17 protein-coding genes are annotated in these 18,988 nt (G+C 40.3%); all 17 read right to left on the minus strand.

The window, feature by feature from the left end; genetic code table 11:
* Positions 1 to 77: 77 nt before the first annotated feature.
* The 17 genes from C3945_RS01985 to C3945_RS02065 all read right to left on the minus strand — a co-directional run bounded on the left by C3945_RS01985 (position 78) and on the right by C3945_RS02065 (position 18,972).
* Positions 78 to 1,760 carry a methyl-accepting chemotaxis protein gene (locus C3945_RS01985; RefSeq protein WP_161878015.1) on the minus strand — a complete coding sequence of 561 codons (1,683 nt, stop codon included), beginning with the start codon at positions 1,758 to 1,760 and terminating at the stop codon, positions 78 to 80.
* 145 nt (positions 1,761 to 1,905) lie between these two features.
* On the minus strand, positions 1,906 to 3,588 hold the full coding sequence (locus C3945_RS01990) for a methyl-accepting chemotaxis protein (RefSeq protein ID WP_202623265.1): 1,683 nt from the start codon (positions 3,586 to 3,588) through the stop codon (positions 1,906 to 1,908).
* Positions 3,589 to 3,777: 189 nt separating this feature from the next.
* Positions 3,778 to 4,740, minus strand: a complete 963-nt coding sequence (locus C3945_RS01995) for a glutathione S-transferase family protein (protein ID WP_161878016.1) — start codon at positions 4,738 to 4,740, stop codon at positions 3,778 to 3,780.
* A 306-nt stretch (positions 4,741 to 5,046) separates the two neighbouring features.
* The gene (locus tag C3945_RS02000) at positions 5,047 to 5,937 is read right to left on the minus strand and encodes a hypothetical protein (RefSeq protein WP_202623266.1); all 891 of its coding nucleotides are present in this window, start codon (positions 5,935 to 5,937) and stop codon (positions 5,047 to 5,049) included.
* A gap of 183 nt (positions 5,938 to 6,120) precedes the next feature.
* Complete coding sequence (locus tag C3945_RS02005) at positions 6,121 to 6,891, minus strand: SDR family oxidoreductase (protein ID WP_161878018.1); 771 nt, start codon at positions 6,889 to 6,891, stop codon at positions 6,121 to 6,123.
* Positions 6,892 to 6,906: 15 nt separating this feature from the next.
* Positions 6,907 to 7,350 (minus strand): hypothetical protein, encoded by a 444-nt coding sequence (locus C3945_RS02010; RefSeq protein WP_161878019.1) that lies wholly within the window; start codon positions 7,348 to 7,350, stop codon positions 6,907 to 6,909.
* Complete coding sequence (locus C3945_RS02015) at positions 7,347 to 10,097, minus strand: YfhO family protein (protein ID WP_161878020.1); 2,751 nt, start codon at positions 10,095 to 10,097, stop codon at positions 7,347 to 7,349. Before C3945_RS02015 ends, C3945_RS02010 begins: the two co-directional genes overlap by 4 nt.
* Before the next feature lie 2 nt (positions 10,098 to 10,099).
* Complete coding sequence (locus C3945_RS02020; RefSeq protein ID WP_161878021.1) at positions 10,100 to 10,519, minus strand: GtrA family protein; 420 nt, start codon at positions 10,517 to 10,519, stop codon at positions 10,100 to 10,102.
* On the minus strand, positions 10,506 to 11,498 hold the full coding sequence (locus C3945_RS02025) for a glycosyltransferase family 2 protein (RefSeq protein WP_161878022.1): 993 nt from the start codon (positions 11,496 to 11,498) through the stop codon (positions 10,506 to 10,508). Before C3945_RS02025 ends, C3945_RS02020 begins: the two co-directional genes overlap by 14 nt.
* Before the next feature lie 209 nt (positions 11,499 to 11,707).
* The gene (locus C3945_RS02030) at positions 11,708 to 12,505 is read right to left on the minus strand and encodes an NAD-dependent epimerase/dehydratase family protein (protein ID WP_161878023.1); all 798 of its coding nucleotides are present in this window, start codon (positions 12,503 to 12,505) and stop codon (positions 11,708 to 11,710) included.
* A gap of 21 nt (positions 12,506 to 12,526) precedes the next feature.
* On the minus strand, positions 12,527 to 12,973 hold the full coding sequence (locus C3945_RS02035) for a DUF4385 domain-containing protein (RefSeq protein WP_161878024.1): 447 nt from the start codon (positions 12,971 to 12,973) through the stop codon (positions 12,527 to 12,529).
* A 47-nt stretch (positions 12,974 to 13,020) separates the two neighbouring features.
* Positions 13,021 to 14,130, minus strand: coding sequence for a glycosyltransferase (locus C3945_RS02040; RefSeq protein ID WP_161878025.1), 1,110 nt, complete (start codon positions 14,128 to 14,130; stop codon positions 13,021 to 13,023).
* A gap of 10 nt (positions 14,131 to 14,140) precedes the next feature.
* Positions 14,141 to 15,541 (minus strand): aldehyde dehydrogenase family protein, encoded by a 1,401-nt coding sequence (locus C3945_RS02045; protein WP_161878026.1) that lies wholly within the window; start codon positions 15,539 to 15,541, stop codon positions 14,141 to 14,143.
* Positions 15,542 to 15,746: 205 nt separating this feature from the next.
* A complete protein-coding gene (locus C3945_RS02050; RefSeq protein WP_161878027.1) occupies positions 15,747 to 17,024 on the minus strand; it encodes an amidohydrolase family protein in 1,278 nt (425 codons plus the stop codon).
* A gap of 150 nt (positions 17,025 to 17,174) precedes the next feature.
* Positions 17,175 to 17,573: a cytidine deaminase gene (locus C3945_RS02055; protein WP_161878028.1), complete on the minus strand. Its 399-nt coding sequence runs from the start codon at positions 17,571 to 17,573 to the stop codon at positions 17,175 to 17,177.
* A gap of 139 nt (positions 17,574 to 17,712) precedes the next feature.
* Complete coding sequence (locus C3945_RS02060) at positions 17,713 to 18,192, minus strand: SRPBCC domain-containing protein (RefSeq protein ID WP_161878029.1); 480 nt, start codon at positions 18,190 to 18,192, stop codon at positions 17,713 to 17,715.
* 24 nt (positions 18,193 to 18,216) lie between these two features.
* The gene (locus tag C3945_RS02065) at positions 18,217 to 18,972 is read right to left on the minus strand and encodes an SDR family oxidoreductase (RefSeq protein WP_161878030.1); all 756 of its coding nucleotides are present in this window, start codon (positions 18,970 to 18,972) and stop codon (positions 18,217 to 18,219) included.
* Between the last annotated feature and the right edge of the window lie 16 nt (positions 18,973 to 18,988).

The following is an 18,988-nucleotide window of genomic DNA, read 5'->3' on the forward strand; positions in this document are numbered from 1 at the left end:
TTTGCCGTCATCGTCGCTTAACGATAAAAAAGACAAGACGAGTCACTCAATCACCCGTCTTGTCTTTTTTTCCTATTTTAAATTGCGAATCGGTCGACTAGTAGATTTAAATCTTCTGCTAGTCTAGCTAATTCTTCTGTGCTAGTAGAAATCTCTAGCATCGTGCTTGTCGATTGCTGGGCTGAAGCAGATGTTTCTTCTATGCCAGCCGCTGATTCTTCTGAAATCGACGCGATGTCTTCTACTCGACCACTCATGTCTATTGTTTGTTGTTTGTTTTCAGCAAGTGCTTCTGCAATGGTATAAATCGTTTGCTCCATCTGTTCAATAGACTTAGCTATCTCACTAAAGGTTAAGCCTGTTTTTTGAATTTGCTCTTTCCCTTTAATCACTTCACCGTAGCCGTCTTCTAAGGCATCTACTACTTCGGACGTTTCTTTTTGCATATTTCCTACGATTGCTGTGATTTCATCTACTGAACCGGATACTTGAACGGATAGTTTTCTTACTTCTTCAGCTACTACCGCAAAACCTTTTCCTTGTTCCCCGGCTCGTGCCGCCTCTATTGCAGCGTTTAAGGCCAGTAAATTTGTTTGTTCGGCTATCCCTTCAATGACCGTGACTAAAGATGACACCTTAGTTGATTGCTCATCCAACCCACGAACCCCATCCACTGACTGCTTGACAATGGTATCAATCGTGTCCATTTGAGTAACCGAGGCATCCATCATTTTCTGACCTTCCTCTGTTAAATGTCTGACCGTAGTCGATTCCATACGGACGTCTTCACTGCGACTAACAGATTCTTCAATATTCTCGACGAACTTGCTCATTTTTTCGGATAATTCATTCGTATGAGTCGCTTGAGATTCTGATCCTGAAGCCAGTTCGCCCATCGTGACCGCAATTTGCTCAGAGCCTTGAACCACTTCATTGGTCGACTGACGTAACTCTTTACTCGAACTGAGCACATGATTGGTTGCTTGAGAAACGGATACTATAATGTGTTTTAATTCTTCTTGCATCATTGATGTGGCCTTTTCCAAAACACCAATCTCATCTTTCCGTTTTGAATGAATCGATTGACCAGTTAAATCGCCTTTAGATACGTCTGTCAATCGATGAGAAATCTTTTTAATTGGTTTACCTATGAGTTTACCCATCAACACAGCAACCGCTATGGCAAATACAATTGCCACCACCATAGCGATGATAATCAATCCTCTAAGTTGCTCATAGACTTCTTCATTATCATCCGCGGCTTGATTTGACAGCTCTTCAGTCAATGCAAGCAGTTCATTTACATACATATTGGCTGCGCCATACCAAGCTCCACCATCTCGAATACCATTTCGCGCAGCAGGGTAATCCCCTTCTGCTAATGAGGCTTCCGTTTCAATTAAAATAGCTGCAAAATTTTCCCAGTTTCTTGCGAGTTCATTATAACTAGCTTGTTCTTCTTCAGTTAAATTATGCTCTTGATACAGTGCTAACTGGTTATTAATCTGATCGATATTATCCAAAGCCCGTTCCCCTCGAGTCGGATCGGAATTGATCACCCCTGTTAAAATCTCTACCCGGGAATTTTCCATCAACTGTGCGATGTCAGATAAAACAATCGCTGGCTGAAGCCGATCAATCACTAATTCCCTCGAGTTTGTATTCAATCTATGTAATCCAAATAAGGATAATACCCCTAAAGCCAACACGATAAACGCTAAAATAAGGTAAGATCCCAGTAACTTCGTTGTAATCTTCATTCTTTTCCCCCTAAACGTTAATATAACCGGTTTCTAAAACTATAAATACATACCTATATTATCGGCATAGTTAACTAATAGTTAAGTGTGTGGGCACATCATAAAAAAAGATGACAAGAGTGTTGTCATCTTTTTTACATTTTATTTAAATATGGAATCGTTCAACAATACGGTTCAGTTCTTCAGCTAAGTTAGCCAATTCCTCAGAGCTCGCTGATACTTCTTGCATTGTACTTGTTGTTTGCTGAGATGAAGCTGATGTTTGCTCAATCCCCGCAGCAGACTCTTCTGAAATCGATGCAATTTCTTCGATACTCGTACTCATTTTTATCGTCTGCACTTTATTATTTGCTAGTTTTTCTGTAATGGAATGTATGGTGCTATCCATCGTTTCAATAGATGCTGAGATGGTCTGGAATGTTTCACCCATCTCTTCAATTTGCTTACTTCCTTGATTGACCTCATCATAACTGTGTTCTAAATCATCAACGACTTTAGACGTTTCTTCTTGCATGCTCTTAACAATACTAGTTATTTCAGTTACTGAATGAGCAACTTCTTCCGACAATTTTCTCACTTCATTGGCAACTACGGCAAACCCTTTTCCGTGTTCTCCAGCTCGTGCAGCTTCGATGGTTGCGTTTAACGCGAGTAAGTTCGTTTGTTCAGCAACACCCTCGATAACCGTAATCAAAGAAGACACATCTTCAGCTTTTTGATCTAATCCTCTCACACTACCCACTGATTCTCTGACCAGAGAATGAATCATGTGCATTTGCTTAACTGATGAGTCCATTAAATGTTGTCCTTGACCAGTTAATTCTCTCACTTGCGTCGCTGAGCTGGACACATCCTCACTTTGATTGACAGATTCTTCAATCGTTTCGACAAACTCATGCATGTGTTCGGATAGGTCACTTGTAAACATTGCTTGAGATTCAGAACCTGAAGATAATTCTTGCATGGTGATTGCAATTTGTTCAGCTCCTTGGACGACTTCATTTGTTGAATGCTTCAGTTCTTCACTCGAAATTAAGACATGATTAGTGGCACTGGAAACAGAATGAATGAGTTGCTTTAATTCATCTTGCATTTTATTTGTCGCTCTAATCAGAATCCCTAATTCATCCTTTCGCTTGGTTTCAATTGGTTTACCAGTTAAATTCCCCTGTGAAATGGTATGTAACTGATGAGAAACGACTTTTATCGTGCGCCCTATTCTTCTACCCATTAGTGTTCCCATCGCTATTGCTATGACGAGAGACCATAACGCAGAAAAGATAATGATGCGTCTTAAATTTCTGAATAGCGACCCGTTGTCCCTATGCGCTTGCGAAGACAATTCGTCTGTCTTTTCAAGTAAGCTCATCAAGTGCATGTTCGTTGCCCCATACCACGCACCGCCAGCACGGATACTGTTCATCGCATCGATAAAGTTTTCTTCTTGAAGTTGCTCTTCTGTTATAACAATATAATCTGAATACTCAATCCAGTTACGAGTTAATTCATCTAAAATCTCTCGTTCTTCAGGATGCAAGTTTGTACTTTGATACCTTTCCAGGAGTTCATTTACTTCAGCTACGTTTTCCAAAGCCGGAACACCTCTAGTTGGGTCACCATTTACTACCCCTGTAATTAAGTGAACTCGGGTATTTTCCATTAACTGAGCCATCTCTGCCAAAATAATTGCTGGCTGTAGTCGATCGGTATACAATTCTTTCGTGTTATCCGCCATAGAGTCTAAACCAAATACAGATACAGCTCCAAGAACCAATACGACTATGGCCAGTAGTAAATACGAGCCTAATAATTTTGTTGTAATCTTCACTTTTTTTCCTCCACTATGTTTCTATTGTCTGTTCAACTTTGAACGCCACTAGTTATTATCGGAGGAACAACTTATTTATTAATACATATTTAATTTATTCATTATATAAAACGCTTTTATAATGCGTTTTCATTGAGAATATAAAAAGGCAGCCACTCTTTTTGGGTGACTACCTTTTTTACGAATCATTTAAGCTTCTAAACTGAAATCCAGTTTTGGGCCAACTGGTACAATTCGAGTCGGATTCAGTGTGGGGTGACTCGTATAGTAGTGCTCTTTAATGTGGGCAAAGTTGATGGTTTCTGAAATACCAGGCCAATTATATAACTCTCTTGTATAACGCCACAGGTTTTTATAATCGCTGATCCGTCTGATATTGCATTTAAAATGACTGTAATAGACACTATCAAAACGAATGAGCGTTGTAAATAACCGCCAATCTGCTTCAGTTACAGTGTTGCCTACCAAGTAAGGGGACTTGCTTAATCGTTCTTCTAACTCATCCAAGGCTTCAAACAATTGTGTCACTTCTTCTGTGTAAACGTCTTGCTTCGTCGCAAATCCCGCTTTATACACTCCGTTGTTCACAGCATTGTACACTCGGTCGTTGATCTCATCGATGTCATCTCGGAGTTCTTCCGGGTAATAATCCCCTTTTTGAGCACCCACTTCATCAAATGCGGTATTGAGCATTCGCATAATTTCAGAGGATTCATTATTTACAATTTTATCCTGCTTTTTGTCGTATAAAACAGGAACCGTGACGCGACCACTGTATTCGGGTTCCACGTGAGTGTAGAGTTCATACAAATATTTGGCATTAATAATGGGATCGGGTACAACGCCCTCGCCTTTTTCAAAGTTCCATCCGTGTTCACCCATGTAAGGATGAACAACCGATACGGAAATAAGGTCTTCTAGCCCTTTTAATTTTCGCATGATCATCGTTCGATTTGCCCATGGACAGGCGTTGGCTATATATAAATGATACCGATCAGCTTCTGCTTTAAAGCCTCCCTCACCACTTGGACCTGCGCTTCCATCAGGTGTAATCCAGTTTCTGAATTGTGATTCTGTACGAATGAATCGTCCGTCATTTTTATCCGTGTCATACCATTTATCGTGCCACTTGCCGTCAACTAATAATCCCATAGTGATCCCCTTTCGTATTTATCTTCATTTCGAATTACTTCCTCAGCTTTTATTATAGAGGGAGTGATTTGAATTAACAAATAAGAGAGTCAGAATAAATAGATTGTTCTTCAGATAGATGATGCTTATTAGTCTATAGTCTGTTGTTTTACAGCTGATTAGACTAATAAAGTAGGTTTAATAGTCTAATCTCTGCTCATATGATCGCGTAAAGACTAATAACACCTATTTATTAGTCTTTACTACTACTTTTATCTAGCGATTAGACTAATAAATTAATTTTTCAATCATACACCAGTTCATCTCTTACAAAATCATCGATCCCAGTATAACTATTGTTGTCATAATCCAAATCGCATTAGCTGGCGGGTCGATATGGGTATCCCCGTGAATTAAAAACAGTCGAGCCATCCACTCGCCTACAATGCCTGACAGGATTCCCATAAGAATACCCACCAATAAGGAACCTGATGTGGTCGCAGCCAGAGCGGCAATAATCGTTATGTGATGAGTCATAGGTATTTTCACACCAAACTGGAAAAATATAATGGAAAAGGCTGATAAGCCAAAACCAACAAAATTTGCCGCTTCCGGTGCAATCGGTTCTATGGCTAAAGCCATCCAAGCCGATATAATACTCGCACCAAGACAAATAGTTATAATTTGCGTCCACTCCTGCTGGTATTCTACCCAGACTTGTTCGCCACCAGGTGTAAAACGTCCTCTTTTCTCTGCTTCTTTGCTTACTGAAAACAGACCATTTTTTCCAAATACTAGCCGAGCAATAATAGCTGAAATAATTACCGTCAGTGCTATCGTATCTGTATACTCTCCAACAATAGCTCCTAAACCTGCATTGATTATATAGCCAAGCGCACCGAATATTCCGCCCACAACTAATACAATAGGTTTATCCAGGCCCGATAGAGCAACAGTAATATCTTTCCCATCTTCCATATGCTTTTTCTGAGCCGCAAAAGCTGCCGCTGCCACACCCCCGGCAAAAGCCGTATGCGGACCAAACAAAGGACCAAAGCCCCCAGAATTAATCACATCAAATCCACTTCCAGATAGTACTGCAATGGTTCCTATTAATATGAAAAACCCTGTCAAGATAAAAGCAGGTAATGCTCCAATCGCTGCTCCAAATAGTCCTGCTCCAAAAGATGCCAACAAATCAACCCAACTAAATTCCACACTATCTTCTCCCTTCATTTATTAAGTTCCACGTCTGCTTACTTCTTAATTAAAGCTTAACATCTTTGACTTTTATTGAAAAGGCTTACACATTATACCTCCTATAGCTAAAACATCCCTACTCTATTTTTAGAGTAGGGATGTTTTAAACGCTCAGTATATAAGGAGCTATGACCGTTTCATTTAGTCTATCTGACTCTTATATGTCCATCCGTGTTCACCGTGGTAAATCATTTGCTTGGACATCCCGCCGTCTATGACGAATTCTTGTCCGGTTATGAAGCCTGACTTTTTCTCGTCCAGCAAGTAGTCAACCATCTGCACGATATCCTTTGGACGGCCTACTCGTTTAACTAAGTGTTGAGCAGCATCTTCTTTAGTTAGTTGACTTTGTGACTCTTCAATTTGATACTCACCGGTCTCAATCCAACCTGGACTAATCGTATTCACTCGGGCTTTCCCTCTTAAACTATTTGCTAAAGCATGGGTTAAGGAGAGCAATGCTCCTTTTGAACTGCTGTAGCTTTCATTATCAGCCATACTCTGACGGTTTCTGGTGGAAGACATTAAAATAATGCTCGCTGAATCGGAAAAGCTTTTCATTAATTGTTGAGTTAAGTAATAGCCTGTCCCAACATTAACTTGCATGACTTCCATGAATTCTTCCAGACTTGCTTTAGATAAGAGTCCGCCATGATTTATTGCTGCGTTATGAATGATACCGTCGATGACCTCAGTTTTATCCAAGACGAAACGAATAAAGCTGTCTAAAGATGATTTCTCAGCTAAGTCACCATAAAAGAAATGTAGATGAGGAGAAGAAAATTTATCTTCCAGTGCTCTTCCGGCTTGATCATTGCTATCTATAACGTAGAGTTCTACTTTATCGACATAGTGTTCCACTATCGCCCGGCCAATGCCATTTGCTCCACCCGTTAATACGATGTGTTTCATATTAGATTCCTCCAATCAGCTATCCTTTTTATCAAAATTAACCCGTATGTTTTTCAGTCCGTTTTCTCCGAATTCTGTTAAATAGTCATTCTCCTTTTTCCAGGCTTCTCTCAAGTAGGTGTCCCCTTCCATTTTCTCATTTAACATGTTTTGAAGATTACTAGTATCTCTAAAGGCCAATCGACTGGCTAATTCAGTCCAAAATATTTCTCCATCATATTCCTCTATATACTCTGCAACTCGGCTATCTTCATACTCTCTCGTCTCATAGTACTGTTTTCCTTCTTGCTTTATGAGATGCTCGTATCCCATTTCTTTTGCAAAGGAATAGATGTACTTTCTAAGCTCTTCATACTCCTCAATACAATCCTCTGCGCGTATCCCATTTGTCATCATATCCCCTAAATAGACTAAATCAATTAGGGCTCGGTATTGAGACTTCGTAAAGTTAATTTTCATTTTTTTGCCACTCTCCTTTTTTTACAAAACGTTAACTGATTCTTTGGAAACAGCACAAAACGGTAAATAGCCAACAACGCTAGTCCTAAAAGACTCATTCCCATTCCGGCTGTCAATAAGGGTGTCTGGTAAGTGAGTTCAACTTCTACCTCTCCTGCTGGTAACGGAATGCCAATGAAGCCAATATTGGTTTTAACCGTGTCTACTTCTTCCCCGTTCACTTGAGCTTTCCATCCACTTGTATAAGGAATTGAAGTGACCAGTAGGCTTGGATTCGTCTGGTTTAGTTGACCGACAATTGTTCCATCTGTGAATGTAGAGACTGACAAGGCCTGTGCTTCCTTTTGAGCAGCAATAGCTTCATCTCTTTCTTCATCGACGTCTAAAGCATAGGCCGTGATAGTTTCGAGCTGGTAGTGACCCGCATCATCAAATTGAAGAGTCATGGTCTCTTCTGCTTCATCCACATGCCCCATATGAAAGAGCATGTTTTCACGGTGGAAATACGAACTAAAAGAGAATCGATCAGATTGTAATATACTCTTTTCTTGTTCGCCGTAACGGACCCTTAAACGGTAACTTGTATTCGGCGCAACCAGTACACTTTCGGTCAGCGGTTCATAGTCCAATCCTTCTAAATGTAAGTAAACTTCTTTTCCGATAGTTTCCTCCGCATCTAAAAAGCTGATGATCAATTGGCCGTCGTCAGTGAGCACATCAAACTGAGAATCGCCAATCTGTTCAAGTTGCCCATCAACTGATTCTATTTCAAAAGCAAGTTCGTCTACGGCTAGATTGCCATCAAATAAACTTAGACCATCTATAGAGTGATGGTCGTCCAATACAACCCCTTCAGCTAAAAAGGCTTCTTTTTCAACGGGATTCAATTGATTAAATTCAGAGTAAGGCATCCACGTGTTCTCAACATAGGCAAATGGATAAGCATGTTGAGTTTCAGCGATTATAAAAGAAGGCTCTTCTTCTGATTGCTGCACAACGTCATACCCGAAAGGAAGATACGCTTCATTTTCAGCTTCAGTTATAATATAGCGCACACCAAGTAAGTGATTCACAATCCGCCGATCATCGAAACCGTTCCTTAATGGCTGAATCACTTGAAATGCACCAGTCTCCAATTCATATGCAAAACCAGCCAGATCCCCATCAGTGATTGACAAATAAGAATTTAAACCCATTGTATCCAAGTAAATGAACTGATTACGGACATGATTATCACGCGACGTTACGCCTACTCTATAAAGTTCGTCTTCGGGCAGGTAAGTTTCTAATTCTCCAAAAACGCTCGCGTAACTCTTTTCCGCTTCGCCATAATCAATCGTTTCTGCCATCGCATTCTTTCCAAAAGGGTAATAGAACACCATAGCATTGACCGCCATATTTAACATCACCAACACAATGAATACTGAAGATGACCGACCCTTAATAGAGTTTTGAGACTGTTCTTTTACTAAGGTTCCAAGCATACCCCACCCAATCAGGAGTGGTAAGACATAAAACAAAACCATATCCGTCAATACCATTTGTATCAGACTGATTACCGTAAAAAAGATGAGAGCAGCGGTCATCTGACGGTGATCGGTTCTTTTAAGGCTGTCTCGGTTATCAAAAAACCACCCACTTGCTAAAGCTAGATAAAAGGGAAAAGCAAAGGTGAAGCGATTATAAGGTCCAGCTAATCCGTTCATTAGCGAACCAAAAAATGGAAACAGAATGAGAATACCTAAACTAATGAGGGCAAGAAAGACAAAACGGTATTCCTTTTTTTTACGCCATCTCCATAAAAAGAGAATGGCAAATAAAGCAAAGAAAGAAAAGCCACCAACGGTCCATAAATATGTTCCCGGGGTGAAAGCATTCACTAGTAATAAATAATAATAATTCAATGGGTAGAAAAGCATATTGATTGATGCCCCTTCTGGACTTCTTGAAGAGGTCAAAAAGCCACCAACAATAGGTAGAAACAGAACCGCTGATATGAGTATACCTATTGCGTATAAGCAAAGACAGCGCCATAACATCTTAACTAACTGCTTGACATCCTTTAGACCAAATAGAGAATAATAACGGACGATACCGAATAATAAAGTTAACAGTGTCAGTTTATAGAAAAAGTAAAAGTTGCTGATGGCGCTTATGGCCACCATCACTGCAAAGAGCACTCCAGACTCTTTTTTAAATAGCTTCTCAACCCCTAGACATAATAAGGGGTAGAAAATCATCGGTAATATAAAGAAGGGGTGACGAGTGACATTATAAATCACATAGTGACTAAACGCATACATCACAGACCCTATCAAACCGGCGCCATGTGACAAACTCATCTTCCTAGCTAATAGTAAATAACTCCCTCCAACGCACCACATGCGAAGCAGAATAAGTAAATGATAAGCCAGTTCTCTTAAAGCTGGAGGAAACAGCACCCCTAAATAGACAAACGGATCGCCTATCACATAATAACCATAAGAGGTGATGGTATCGGCTCCCATCCCAATCGACCAGTCCCAGAGCGCAAAGCCTTCTCCTTTAAAAAGGCCTTGCAGTTTATCTACGTAATCATAAAAAAGAAGGTAATGTTGGGATAAACCATCTCCATCCCAAATAAAGGATTGGCCTTTTATAACAAAATAACTATAAATAAGCGTGCTCATCAGAATGAACGCTATTGAATAGAACAGCAGCGTTTGCTTATCTATTCCTTTTTTTAACCAGCGATCTTCTTTAGCCATCTTTACTCTTCCTCCTGTTTGAAAACAAAAAACTTGCTGAACACATAGTTCAGTACCACAACAATAAATTGAGTCAGTAGTTTAGCTAGGTTTGTACCAAATAAAAGCATATCGACAAGGATCCACATACTTAACATATCAAATAAACCCGACAACACTCGGAAACTGACAAATCGTACAAATTCTTCCCAGTTGCCCTGTCGTGACATCGCTTGTGATTTGAAGACGTACTTTTTATTGGTAAAAAAAGCAAACAGAATGGATAAGATAATTGCTATGGCATTGGCGATTAAATAAGGAACAGATAAAATAGTATCGAAAAGAAAAAAGACCACAATATTGACGACCGTGGTGGCGACGCCAAAGATAAGGTAATTAATTATTTCTCCGTAGCGATCAAACAGATCTTTAATCCACGTCATCAAGAGTGTCCTTCTTTCTATCGAGTTCTATTGGCTTTTCAGACATCACTGGTTCCTCTGATTGTTCCCTAATGAAGTAAGGTGGTCTGCCTTTTGTTTCAATAAAGACACGACCTAAATACTCCCCCATGACTCCTAAAGAGATGAGTTGAATGCCTCCTAAGAATAAAATAGCCGCTAAAAGCGTCGGGTAGCCTGCCACGTCTGTTCCGTATAGTAGCGTCTTTCCTATTTCATAAGCTAAAAATACAAAAGACATGAAAGAAATAACTATGCCAATATACGACCAGATTTTTAAAGGAACCGTGCTGTAAGAAGTTAAACCGTCTACGGCAAGTTTAAATAAAGAGGACCATTTCCACTTGGTTTCTCCTGCAGCTCGGCTGTCGGCATGATAGGTCATTTCTTTTTTCCTGAAACCAATCCAGCCATACATTCCTTTTGTATAGCGTTCATTTTCTCGTAGTTGTTTTAAAGCTTCAATGCACTTTCTATCCAGTAACCGAAAGTCCCCTGCCAATGGGTACACTTTATCTGCAGTCATTTTCTGGATAAGTTTATAATAGGTCTTTGATGTCCACTCTTTTAATCTTGACTCTCCTTCACGTGTGGCACGAACGGCGTAAACATCATCGTAGCCTTTTTCCCACCAATGAATCATCTCGTGAATGAATTCAGGAGGCTGTTGGAGGTCAGCATCCAACACGACTACCGCATCCCCTTTGGCATAGTCAAATCCCGCCAACATCGCCGTTTCTTTCCCAAAGTTACGGGATAAGTCAATATAGCGGATCTTATCATACTGGTGACTCAATTCCTTCAATACCTCTAAAGTGCGATCGGTACTGCCATCGTTGACAAACAAATAGTCAAAGGTGTATTTGGGTATAAAAGCGATGACTCTTTCCAATCGCTCTAGTAAAGCCGGCAACACATCTTCTTCATTGTACGCCGGGATAAGGATGGTTAGATGTTTCATTAATCTTCCTGCTTCCTACATCTTTATTCAATCTCTATGAATTATACCCGATGAATCTATCACGGTCTAATAAATACATTCATTTAAAGAGACAACTGTGTGCCCTTTAGATATGATTTGACTGAATAACCCCTGCTATCTTAGACCATATGAAAATAAACCATAAAAAGCGACAGGAGATAATTAATCCACTGCCGCTAGTTTTTACTTTATGAGAGGTTAATCACCTTTCGGTCAATATAGCCTTGAATACTTGTCTCTACTACTTCCAATGCAGAATATTTGGGTGTGTAGCCAATTAATTGCTTTGCATTTGTGAGTGATTCAGCAGAAACCGCATGAAAGCTTTCTCCCAAGGACTGATTTCGATGATTCATCGCATCGACAAATTGTTGTGCCACATCTTCACCGTGGACTGGATGCAATGTTTCCATTCCCCAGTTAGGCAAGCTAATTTCTTTTCCATCAGCAATTTCTTGGAAAACACTATCATCTCCGTAACCCAATGGGTTGATAATCGACCAACCTGGACCACAAATTTGCCCAGGCATAATAACCGTTGCTGGGAATTGATTGAGTAGATATTCCTCTTTCAAATATTTTTCACTCTCGTATTTTTCCCTACCGTATTCATCTATTGGATATTTTATCGCATTCGGATCGGCTGGTAAGGTCTCTGCTCTTCCATGAGTCCAAATGGTCGAACAGTATAGATAGTGGGTAAGGTTTGTTTTTTTTAAAGCAGCGACCATCTCTTTTACCTCATCCAATGTATAGCAAATCAAATCAATGACCACATCGGCGTTTAATTCAGCAATCTTTTTGGGGAAGTCTGGGTCATTGCTTCGGTCTAAGTGAATGTGTGTCGCTTTTTCCCATGTCCAGTCTTTCATATAAGGTTCCCGTTTCCCACGACTAATCTCAATGACTTTATGATGGGCTTTCACTAATTTAGGAATGAGGTACGACCCAATGTGCCCACTTCCACCAATGACAACTACTTTCATCTCTTTTCCTCCCTCGATAGGTTAGCCATACTTCTTCTGGTGTTCTTTTTTCAACTTAAGGTAGTCTTCATCTTCTCTGACTAAAATCCATTTCTTTTCAAAAATAGAAGCCGATTCAGCTTTCACTGGGTCGATATCCCGTTCTTTCACCTCACCGTTCTCGTCGTATTTTCTGCCTCCTTTATAGTTGGCATAACGGCGAGCGCGTGTGTAACCCATTTGTAAGAACTTTCTAGCCATATCCATTCCGACAAAATCATTTACTTTTTTGTAATCTAAATACAGTTCATATATTTTTTCAGAAGATTCTTTAGCCATATCCGGTGTTTTAAACCGCCAGTAGGGAAGAATTTCGCTTTTATAGGGTTCAACTAAGAGGACACCTTGTTCTCCCCGCCCTACTCTGTACAGCTCGGGTTTCTCACGAAAGTTTATGTTGTCAAAATCAAGATCGTAATTAAATGCCACCCTATTCAGCTCCTTAAGGTATCTGTTCATGCATGATCTGCTCTTACCTAGACCTCAACTTTTCGGCCTTTCCAATCAACTGTTTTGAATAAAAAGGTTTTAATAAATGACCATATAAAGATCGACACAAAAAAGATAAAAATCACTGGATAAACGAACAAGACCAGAGGACTAAAGTTACCTGCTAAACGAGCCATTCTCAAAAAAAGAAGATAAAACAATAAGTAGCCGATTACCGTCAGAATAATTCCACCTGCACTTCCTTGAATAAGGGTATAAAGCAGCGCAAAAAAGGTGATAAATGCGCCAGCCATCCATAAACTCGTTCCGATTAATATAACTGGATGAGTTGAACCGGAAGCAGTAGCAAAACTTTTGGACCAGCCTTGAATAAGGCTGCGTATGCCATCAGGATACATACGGAAATGCAGACTGTCTTTCCCACTTAATAAGGAGACAGGTCTATCTTTCTCTAAGACTAATTTTCCTAAATCGATGTTCTCCATTAATGATTCTTTGACTCTCTCGTGACCCCCTATATCAAAATAGAAGTCACGGCTACATAATAATGATGGGCCAAACGCTCCTGCCGGTTTCAATTTTTTCCCAAGAATGGAAAAACGATTCATTCCCGCTAATACCATGATGTTAAATAAGACTGATAAATTTTCATAAGCACGTTTAATCTCATGATAAGGCTGAATGGATAAAATCCCCTTCTCTTTTTGTGCATCAAAGCTTTGATTGATTTTAGCCAGACTCGTTTGATGAGGTAGAAAACAATCGGCATCTAAAAAAAGTAACCTGTCCCCTTTGGATGCATTTGCTCCGGCCCAACACCCCGCGGATTTACCAATCCAATCCACCTTCATTTCTTTTAACTGTACGACCTTGGCACCGTATTGTTCTGCCACCGTTACCGTTTGGTCTTCAGAATGATCATCAACCACTATTATTTCTAACGGCTGCAGGCTTTGCTTCGTTAAGGATTTTAATAGAGTGGGTAAATTACTTTCTTCATTTCGAGCAGGTATAATAATTGAAAGGCTGTTCGGTTGAGTAGACTGGTCACTTCTCGTTACCCTAGGCGCTTTCCAAAGGATAAGAGAACCACCAATTAATGACAGGATACAAATGAGCACATAACTGTATATCATAGACATCTCCTTAAAAAATATGGTTTCTTAGTTTGCGTAAAGCAGTCAATCCAAAAGCGGAATAAGGTGGGTACTGCTTCTTGAACGGAATCACTGATTTTTTCGAATAGACGGCTCTTTCATAGGTAAATGCTTCAAAGCTAGCTCTTCCGTGATACCGCCCCATGCCACTGGCACCTTTTCCACCAAAAGGAACATGCGGACTCGTTGCATGTGCAATGACCTGGTTAATACTAAATGATCCGCTTTCCAGCTCCTGTTTTAATCGTTTGATGTTTTCTTTATCTTTGCTAAATGTGTAAATAACTAAAGGCACAGGCCGGTTGCTCAATTCATCAATCACGTCGTTTAAAGAATCATACGCCATAATCGGAAGAATGGGACCAAATATTTCTTCTTTTTGAATAGCGCTGTTCGATTTTGTATTAATCAAAACAGTCGGACTAATATAAAGATCCTCCTCACCGTAGTCTCCACCGTAATAACTATCCCCATCATCAAGATAATTAACTAAACGCTGAAATGCTTTTTGGTGAATGATTCTGCCGTAGTCGGGTGACTGTATAGGATTCTCGCCGTAAAATAATTCGATGCACTGAGTGATTTGGTTTATCACCTCTTGATAAGAGTCTCGTGGCACGTACAGCGTGTCGGGAGCAATGCAACTTTGCCCGGCATTTAAAAACTTCCCCCAAACAATCTGTCTGATAGCCTCAGGTGTTATACCTGTTTTGTCCATTATACATGGGTTTTTTCCGCCAAGCTCCAATAACACTGGTGTTAAATATTTGGCAGCTGCTTCGTACACCTTTCTTCCTATTCGTTCACTTCCAGTAAACACTATAAAATCCCAGTCCATTTGTGTCAGTGTTTCCGCTACTTCTTCGTCACCCTCGATTATAAAAAACGTGTCTGGTTCAAAATACTTGGGAACAAGCTCAGCGAGTAACCGACTTGTAGCTGGTGCAAATTCAGATGGTTTTAAAACAACGCCATTTCCAGCGGACAGGGCCCCAATCACTGGCATTAGAGATAATTGTAAGGGATAATTCCACGGAGATAAAACCAACACACTGCCATACGGTTGGCGAACGGTTTTCGTTCTTTCTACGCCTGTGAGAAGTGCACGCTTGTGACTCGTTGGCTTCATCCATTTTTTTAATTGGTTAGATACATAGTCAATTTCATTTAATAAAACAGCTAATTCAGAGGCGAAGGCTTCAACAGCTGCTTTCCCCAAGTCTTGTTTCAAGACGTCAAGCCACTGCTGTTCATGTTTCGTGAGTATGTCTTTTAGCAAGGTTAAAGACGCCAGTCGGTTGTCGTAGGTTATCCTTTCGGTATTCCGACTACGTTTGCGCTGGCTATCTCTTATAGCATGATATATCTTTTCTTGATTGCCTATTGCCATCTTGCACCCTGCTCCTTTACTCGGTTCGATCTCTTGTCATTTTATTATAGCATTTATTCCACGAATCATTATAATAGTTAGCTGTTAGCAACAAAACACCCCCCTTAAAAGTAGAACGTGGCTCCTACCTTTAAGGGGGTGTTTATACGATACCAAAGATTAAGACCGTGTTCATTTAACATTGGCCTTCTCACTACTTCGTTAATTAACTGTGCTTCGTTTGACGAGTCAAATCCAATTCTGTTTCATACGAGCGTGGTTCTTTTTTAAATAGATACTCACCGTTACGGATGGATGCTAAGCATTCAACTCGGCGGCGTTGGGCTTCAAAGGCATTAGGTGCATCCAGTACGATAAAGTTAGCAGGTTTACCTTCATCTATACCGTAAACGTCTTCTAATTGCATTAATTGTGCGCCATTATACGTCACTAAATCAAAGTTCCGAGGGAAATCCTCTTCCCGCATCAATTGTGAAGCATGAAGGCCATTGTCTAGGATATTCATCATGTTACCAGAACCGGCTGGGTACCATAAATCAACGATAGAGTCTTGCCCAAAGGCAACGTTAATGTTATTGTCTACGAATTCTTTCACCCGAGTTAGGCCGCGTCGTTTAGGGTAAGTATCTTGACGACCCTGTAAAAATAAGTTTTCAGTTGGACAAGCCACAAAGTTAATGCCCGATTGACGGAACAGGCCCATCATTCGAAACGCATATGAATCATTTGCTGAACCAAAGGAAGACGTATGAGAAGCGGTTGTCGATTTTCCGTAACCTTGTTTCATCGCTTCCGCATTCAACATTTCTAAGAAACGCGCTTGATCGTCATCCGTTTCGTCACAGTGAACATCAATCAACTTGTCATATTTAATGGCAAGTCGCACGATTTCTTTGATTGACGCATTCCAGTCTTCAGCTGACCACTCGTTATGGGGAATGCCTCCTACACAATCCGCGCCAAGTTGCAAAGCTTTTTCAACTAAATCACGGCCAGACTTACCTTCTTCATTGTAAGAATACATGCCATTTTGAGGAAAAGCGACAACTTGAATCGTTATATTATCTTTCAGTTCATCACGAACTTCCAACGCTGCTTTGATACCCGTTAACTTTGGGTCCGTGCAGTCTGTTTGGGCGCGAATAAATTGCGTGCCATATGAGGCAACATCGTTCACAGCCTGACGGATACGTGTTTTCATTTCTTCTTTAGTGGTTCCTTTTTTGAAGTCATTCCATAAATCAATAGCTTCAAATAACGTACCTGACTCATTTTTAATGTTGTCATCCTGACCAGTAAAGTAATAATCCAAATGCAAATGTGAATCCACATAAGGTGGTAAGACAAATCGCCCTTTTAAGTCGATGACTTCGTCCGCCTCACCAAGGTCATTACCAATTGCTAGAAACTTGCCACCTTCAACTAACATCTCAGATGCGCCATCATGTTTATAGATTGTGGCGTTGATAAATTTCTTCTTCATTCAATTCTCTCCTCTAGCGTTCTTATTCTAATCTACTATGTTTCATTCCTCTTATCAACTTGATTGGCATTAACACAGAATTCTGATAGCTAAAAAAGACATGGGTTAGATTAGCTCTCACCCATGTCTGCTATTTATTCAGTTGATTCATTACATATCTAGATCTGTAAATGCATAAGGCAATAGTTCTTTTAAGGTTAATTCTTTGATTTCTTTATTTCGATTAGTTAAATACACGAGCATATCTGGAGAACAAAATTCTGCGAGAACTTGTCTACAAATGCTACACGGCGGAAGAAAATCTTCCGTATCACCCGAGACTGCCACTGCTTGGAAATCGCCTTTTTTATACCCTTTAGCGACGGCAGTGAAAATAGCCGTGCGTTCTGCACAATTCGTGGCTCCTAATGACACATTCTCAACGTTCACACCGTTAATCACTTCACCATCTTTTAAAAGTAAAGCTGCTCCAACAGGAAAATGTGAATACGGTACGTAAGCATTGCCTTTTATTTGTCGTGCACTTTCCACCAATAACTCTTTATTCATATGATCCACCCTTTGTTTAAGAATGAACTTTTAACAGTTCCCTATGCGTCAACACAACGTTGACAGGACTTCTAATTATATAGGTGAAAACGCTTTTTGTCAATCTGCTAAAATCAGTGTACGAGTGACCTGACATGTTTCACTCTTCTGTATAGGCTGCAAGGTTTTCTAATGTAGATGCCAACCCTTCAATGTGATCAGCTTTCTTTATTCCTTCAGGTACATTTTCACACACAACCGTTACCTTTGTGGCTTCTGATAGAGCTTCGATATACCATGTCAATATGATTTTTCCTGAAAACGTCGGATCATCAGATTCAAATTTGCCAACTTGGACAATTTTTTTATTTGGTACTAACTCCACAAATACCCCTTTAGAAACATCCGTGTTGTCAGATGTTTTCCCCATGCCCGATTGGCTTGAGTCGTATGACAGCGTGATGACGTATTTTCCACCTGGATAAGGTTCAAATAGGTCAATACGAGCAGACATCCCTTTTGGTGGAAGCCAAGTAGCCATTGCTTCTGGATTAATAAATGCCTGGTAAATGAGATGAGGTGACGCAAGAATCACTCTTGAAGATGTATCTATTCGTCCATTAATTGAGTCGATTGTCATAAAGAAACACTCCTTATTTCATCCTCACGATCTTAAAAAGCCACCTTCTGAATGGATAACCTGACCAGTAATCCATTCTGCTTCTTCGCTGGCAAGGAATGAGATTAATCTGGCTGCATCTTTTGGCATACCCATTCGACCGGATAGAAATTGTTTAGTCAAATCCTCTTTTACCTCTTCTGTCATCCAGCCCGTATCTGTGGGACCAGGATTGACTGCATTAACGGTGATGCCCAAGGGCGCTACTTCTGCTGACAATGACAAGGTAAAAGCCGATATTGCCCCTTTAGTCGCTGCATAAGCTAGTTCTTCGGTCATTGGTCCAAGCGCTTGTCCAGAAGTCATGTTGATTATTCTTCCCATTGACTTCCCTTCTTGCTCAAACCGTTTAGCAAACTCAACGCTCAAAAGGAATGTCGCTCTCATGTTCACAACATAATGATCATCAAGCGTTTTGGCATCTAACTTCTTATAGCCATCTCGAGTGGAATGAGCTGCGTTATTGACGAGAATGGTGGGTAGACCCAACTCATCCATCACGCGATTAAGTATATCCACAGCACTCGTTGATTTAGATAAATCGATGGCCATATTGCTGCATCTTACACCGTATTTATCGATGAGTTCCTGTTGAAAGGTTTCAACCCACTTGTCTTCTGCTTCCCAGTGGGTAAAAAAGATAGACGATCCTTTTTTAGCTAGCTCTATACAACTAGCCGCACCAATGCCTTGGCTGTGACTGACTCCCGTGACTAAAGCTATTGATTCCGATGTAATCATTCGTTGTCTCCTTTTT

The organism is Alkalibacterium sp. MB6 (assembly GCF_009935905.1).
Lineage (GTDB): Bacteria > Bacillota > Bacilli > Lactobacillales > Carnobacteriaceae_A > Alkalibacterium.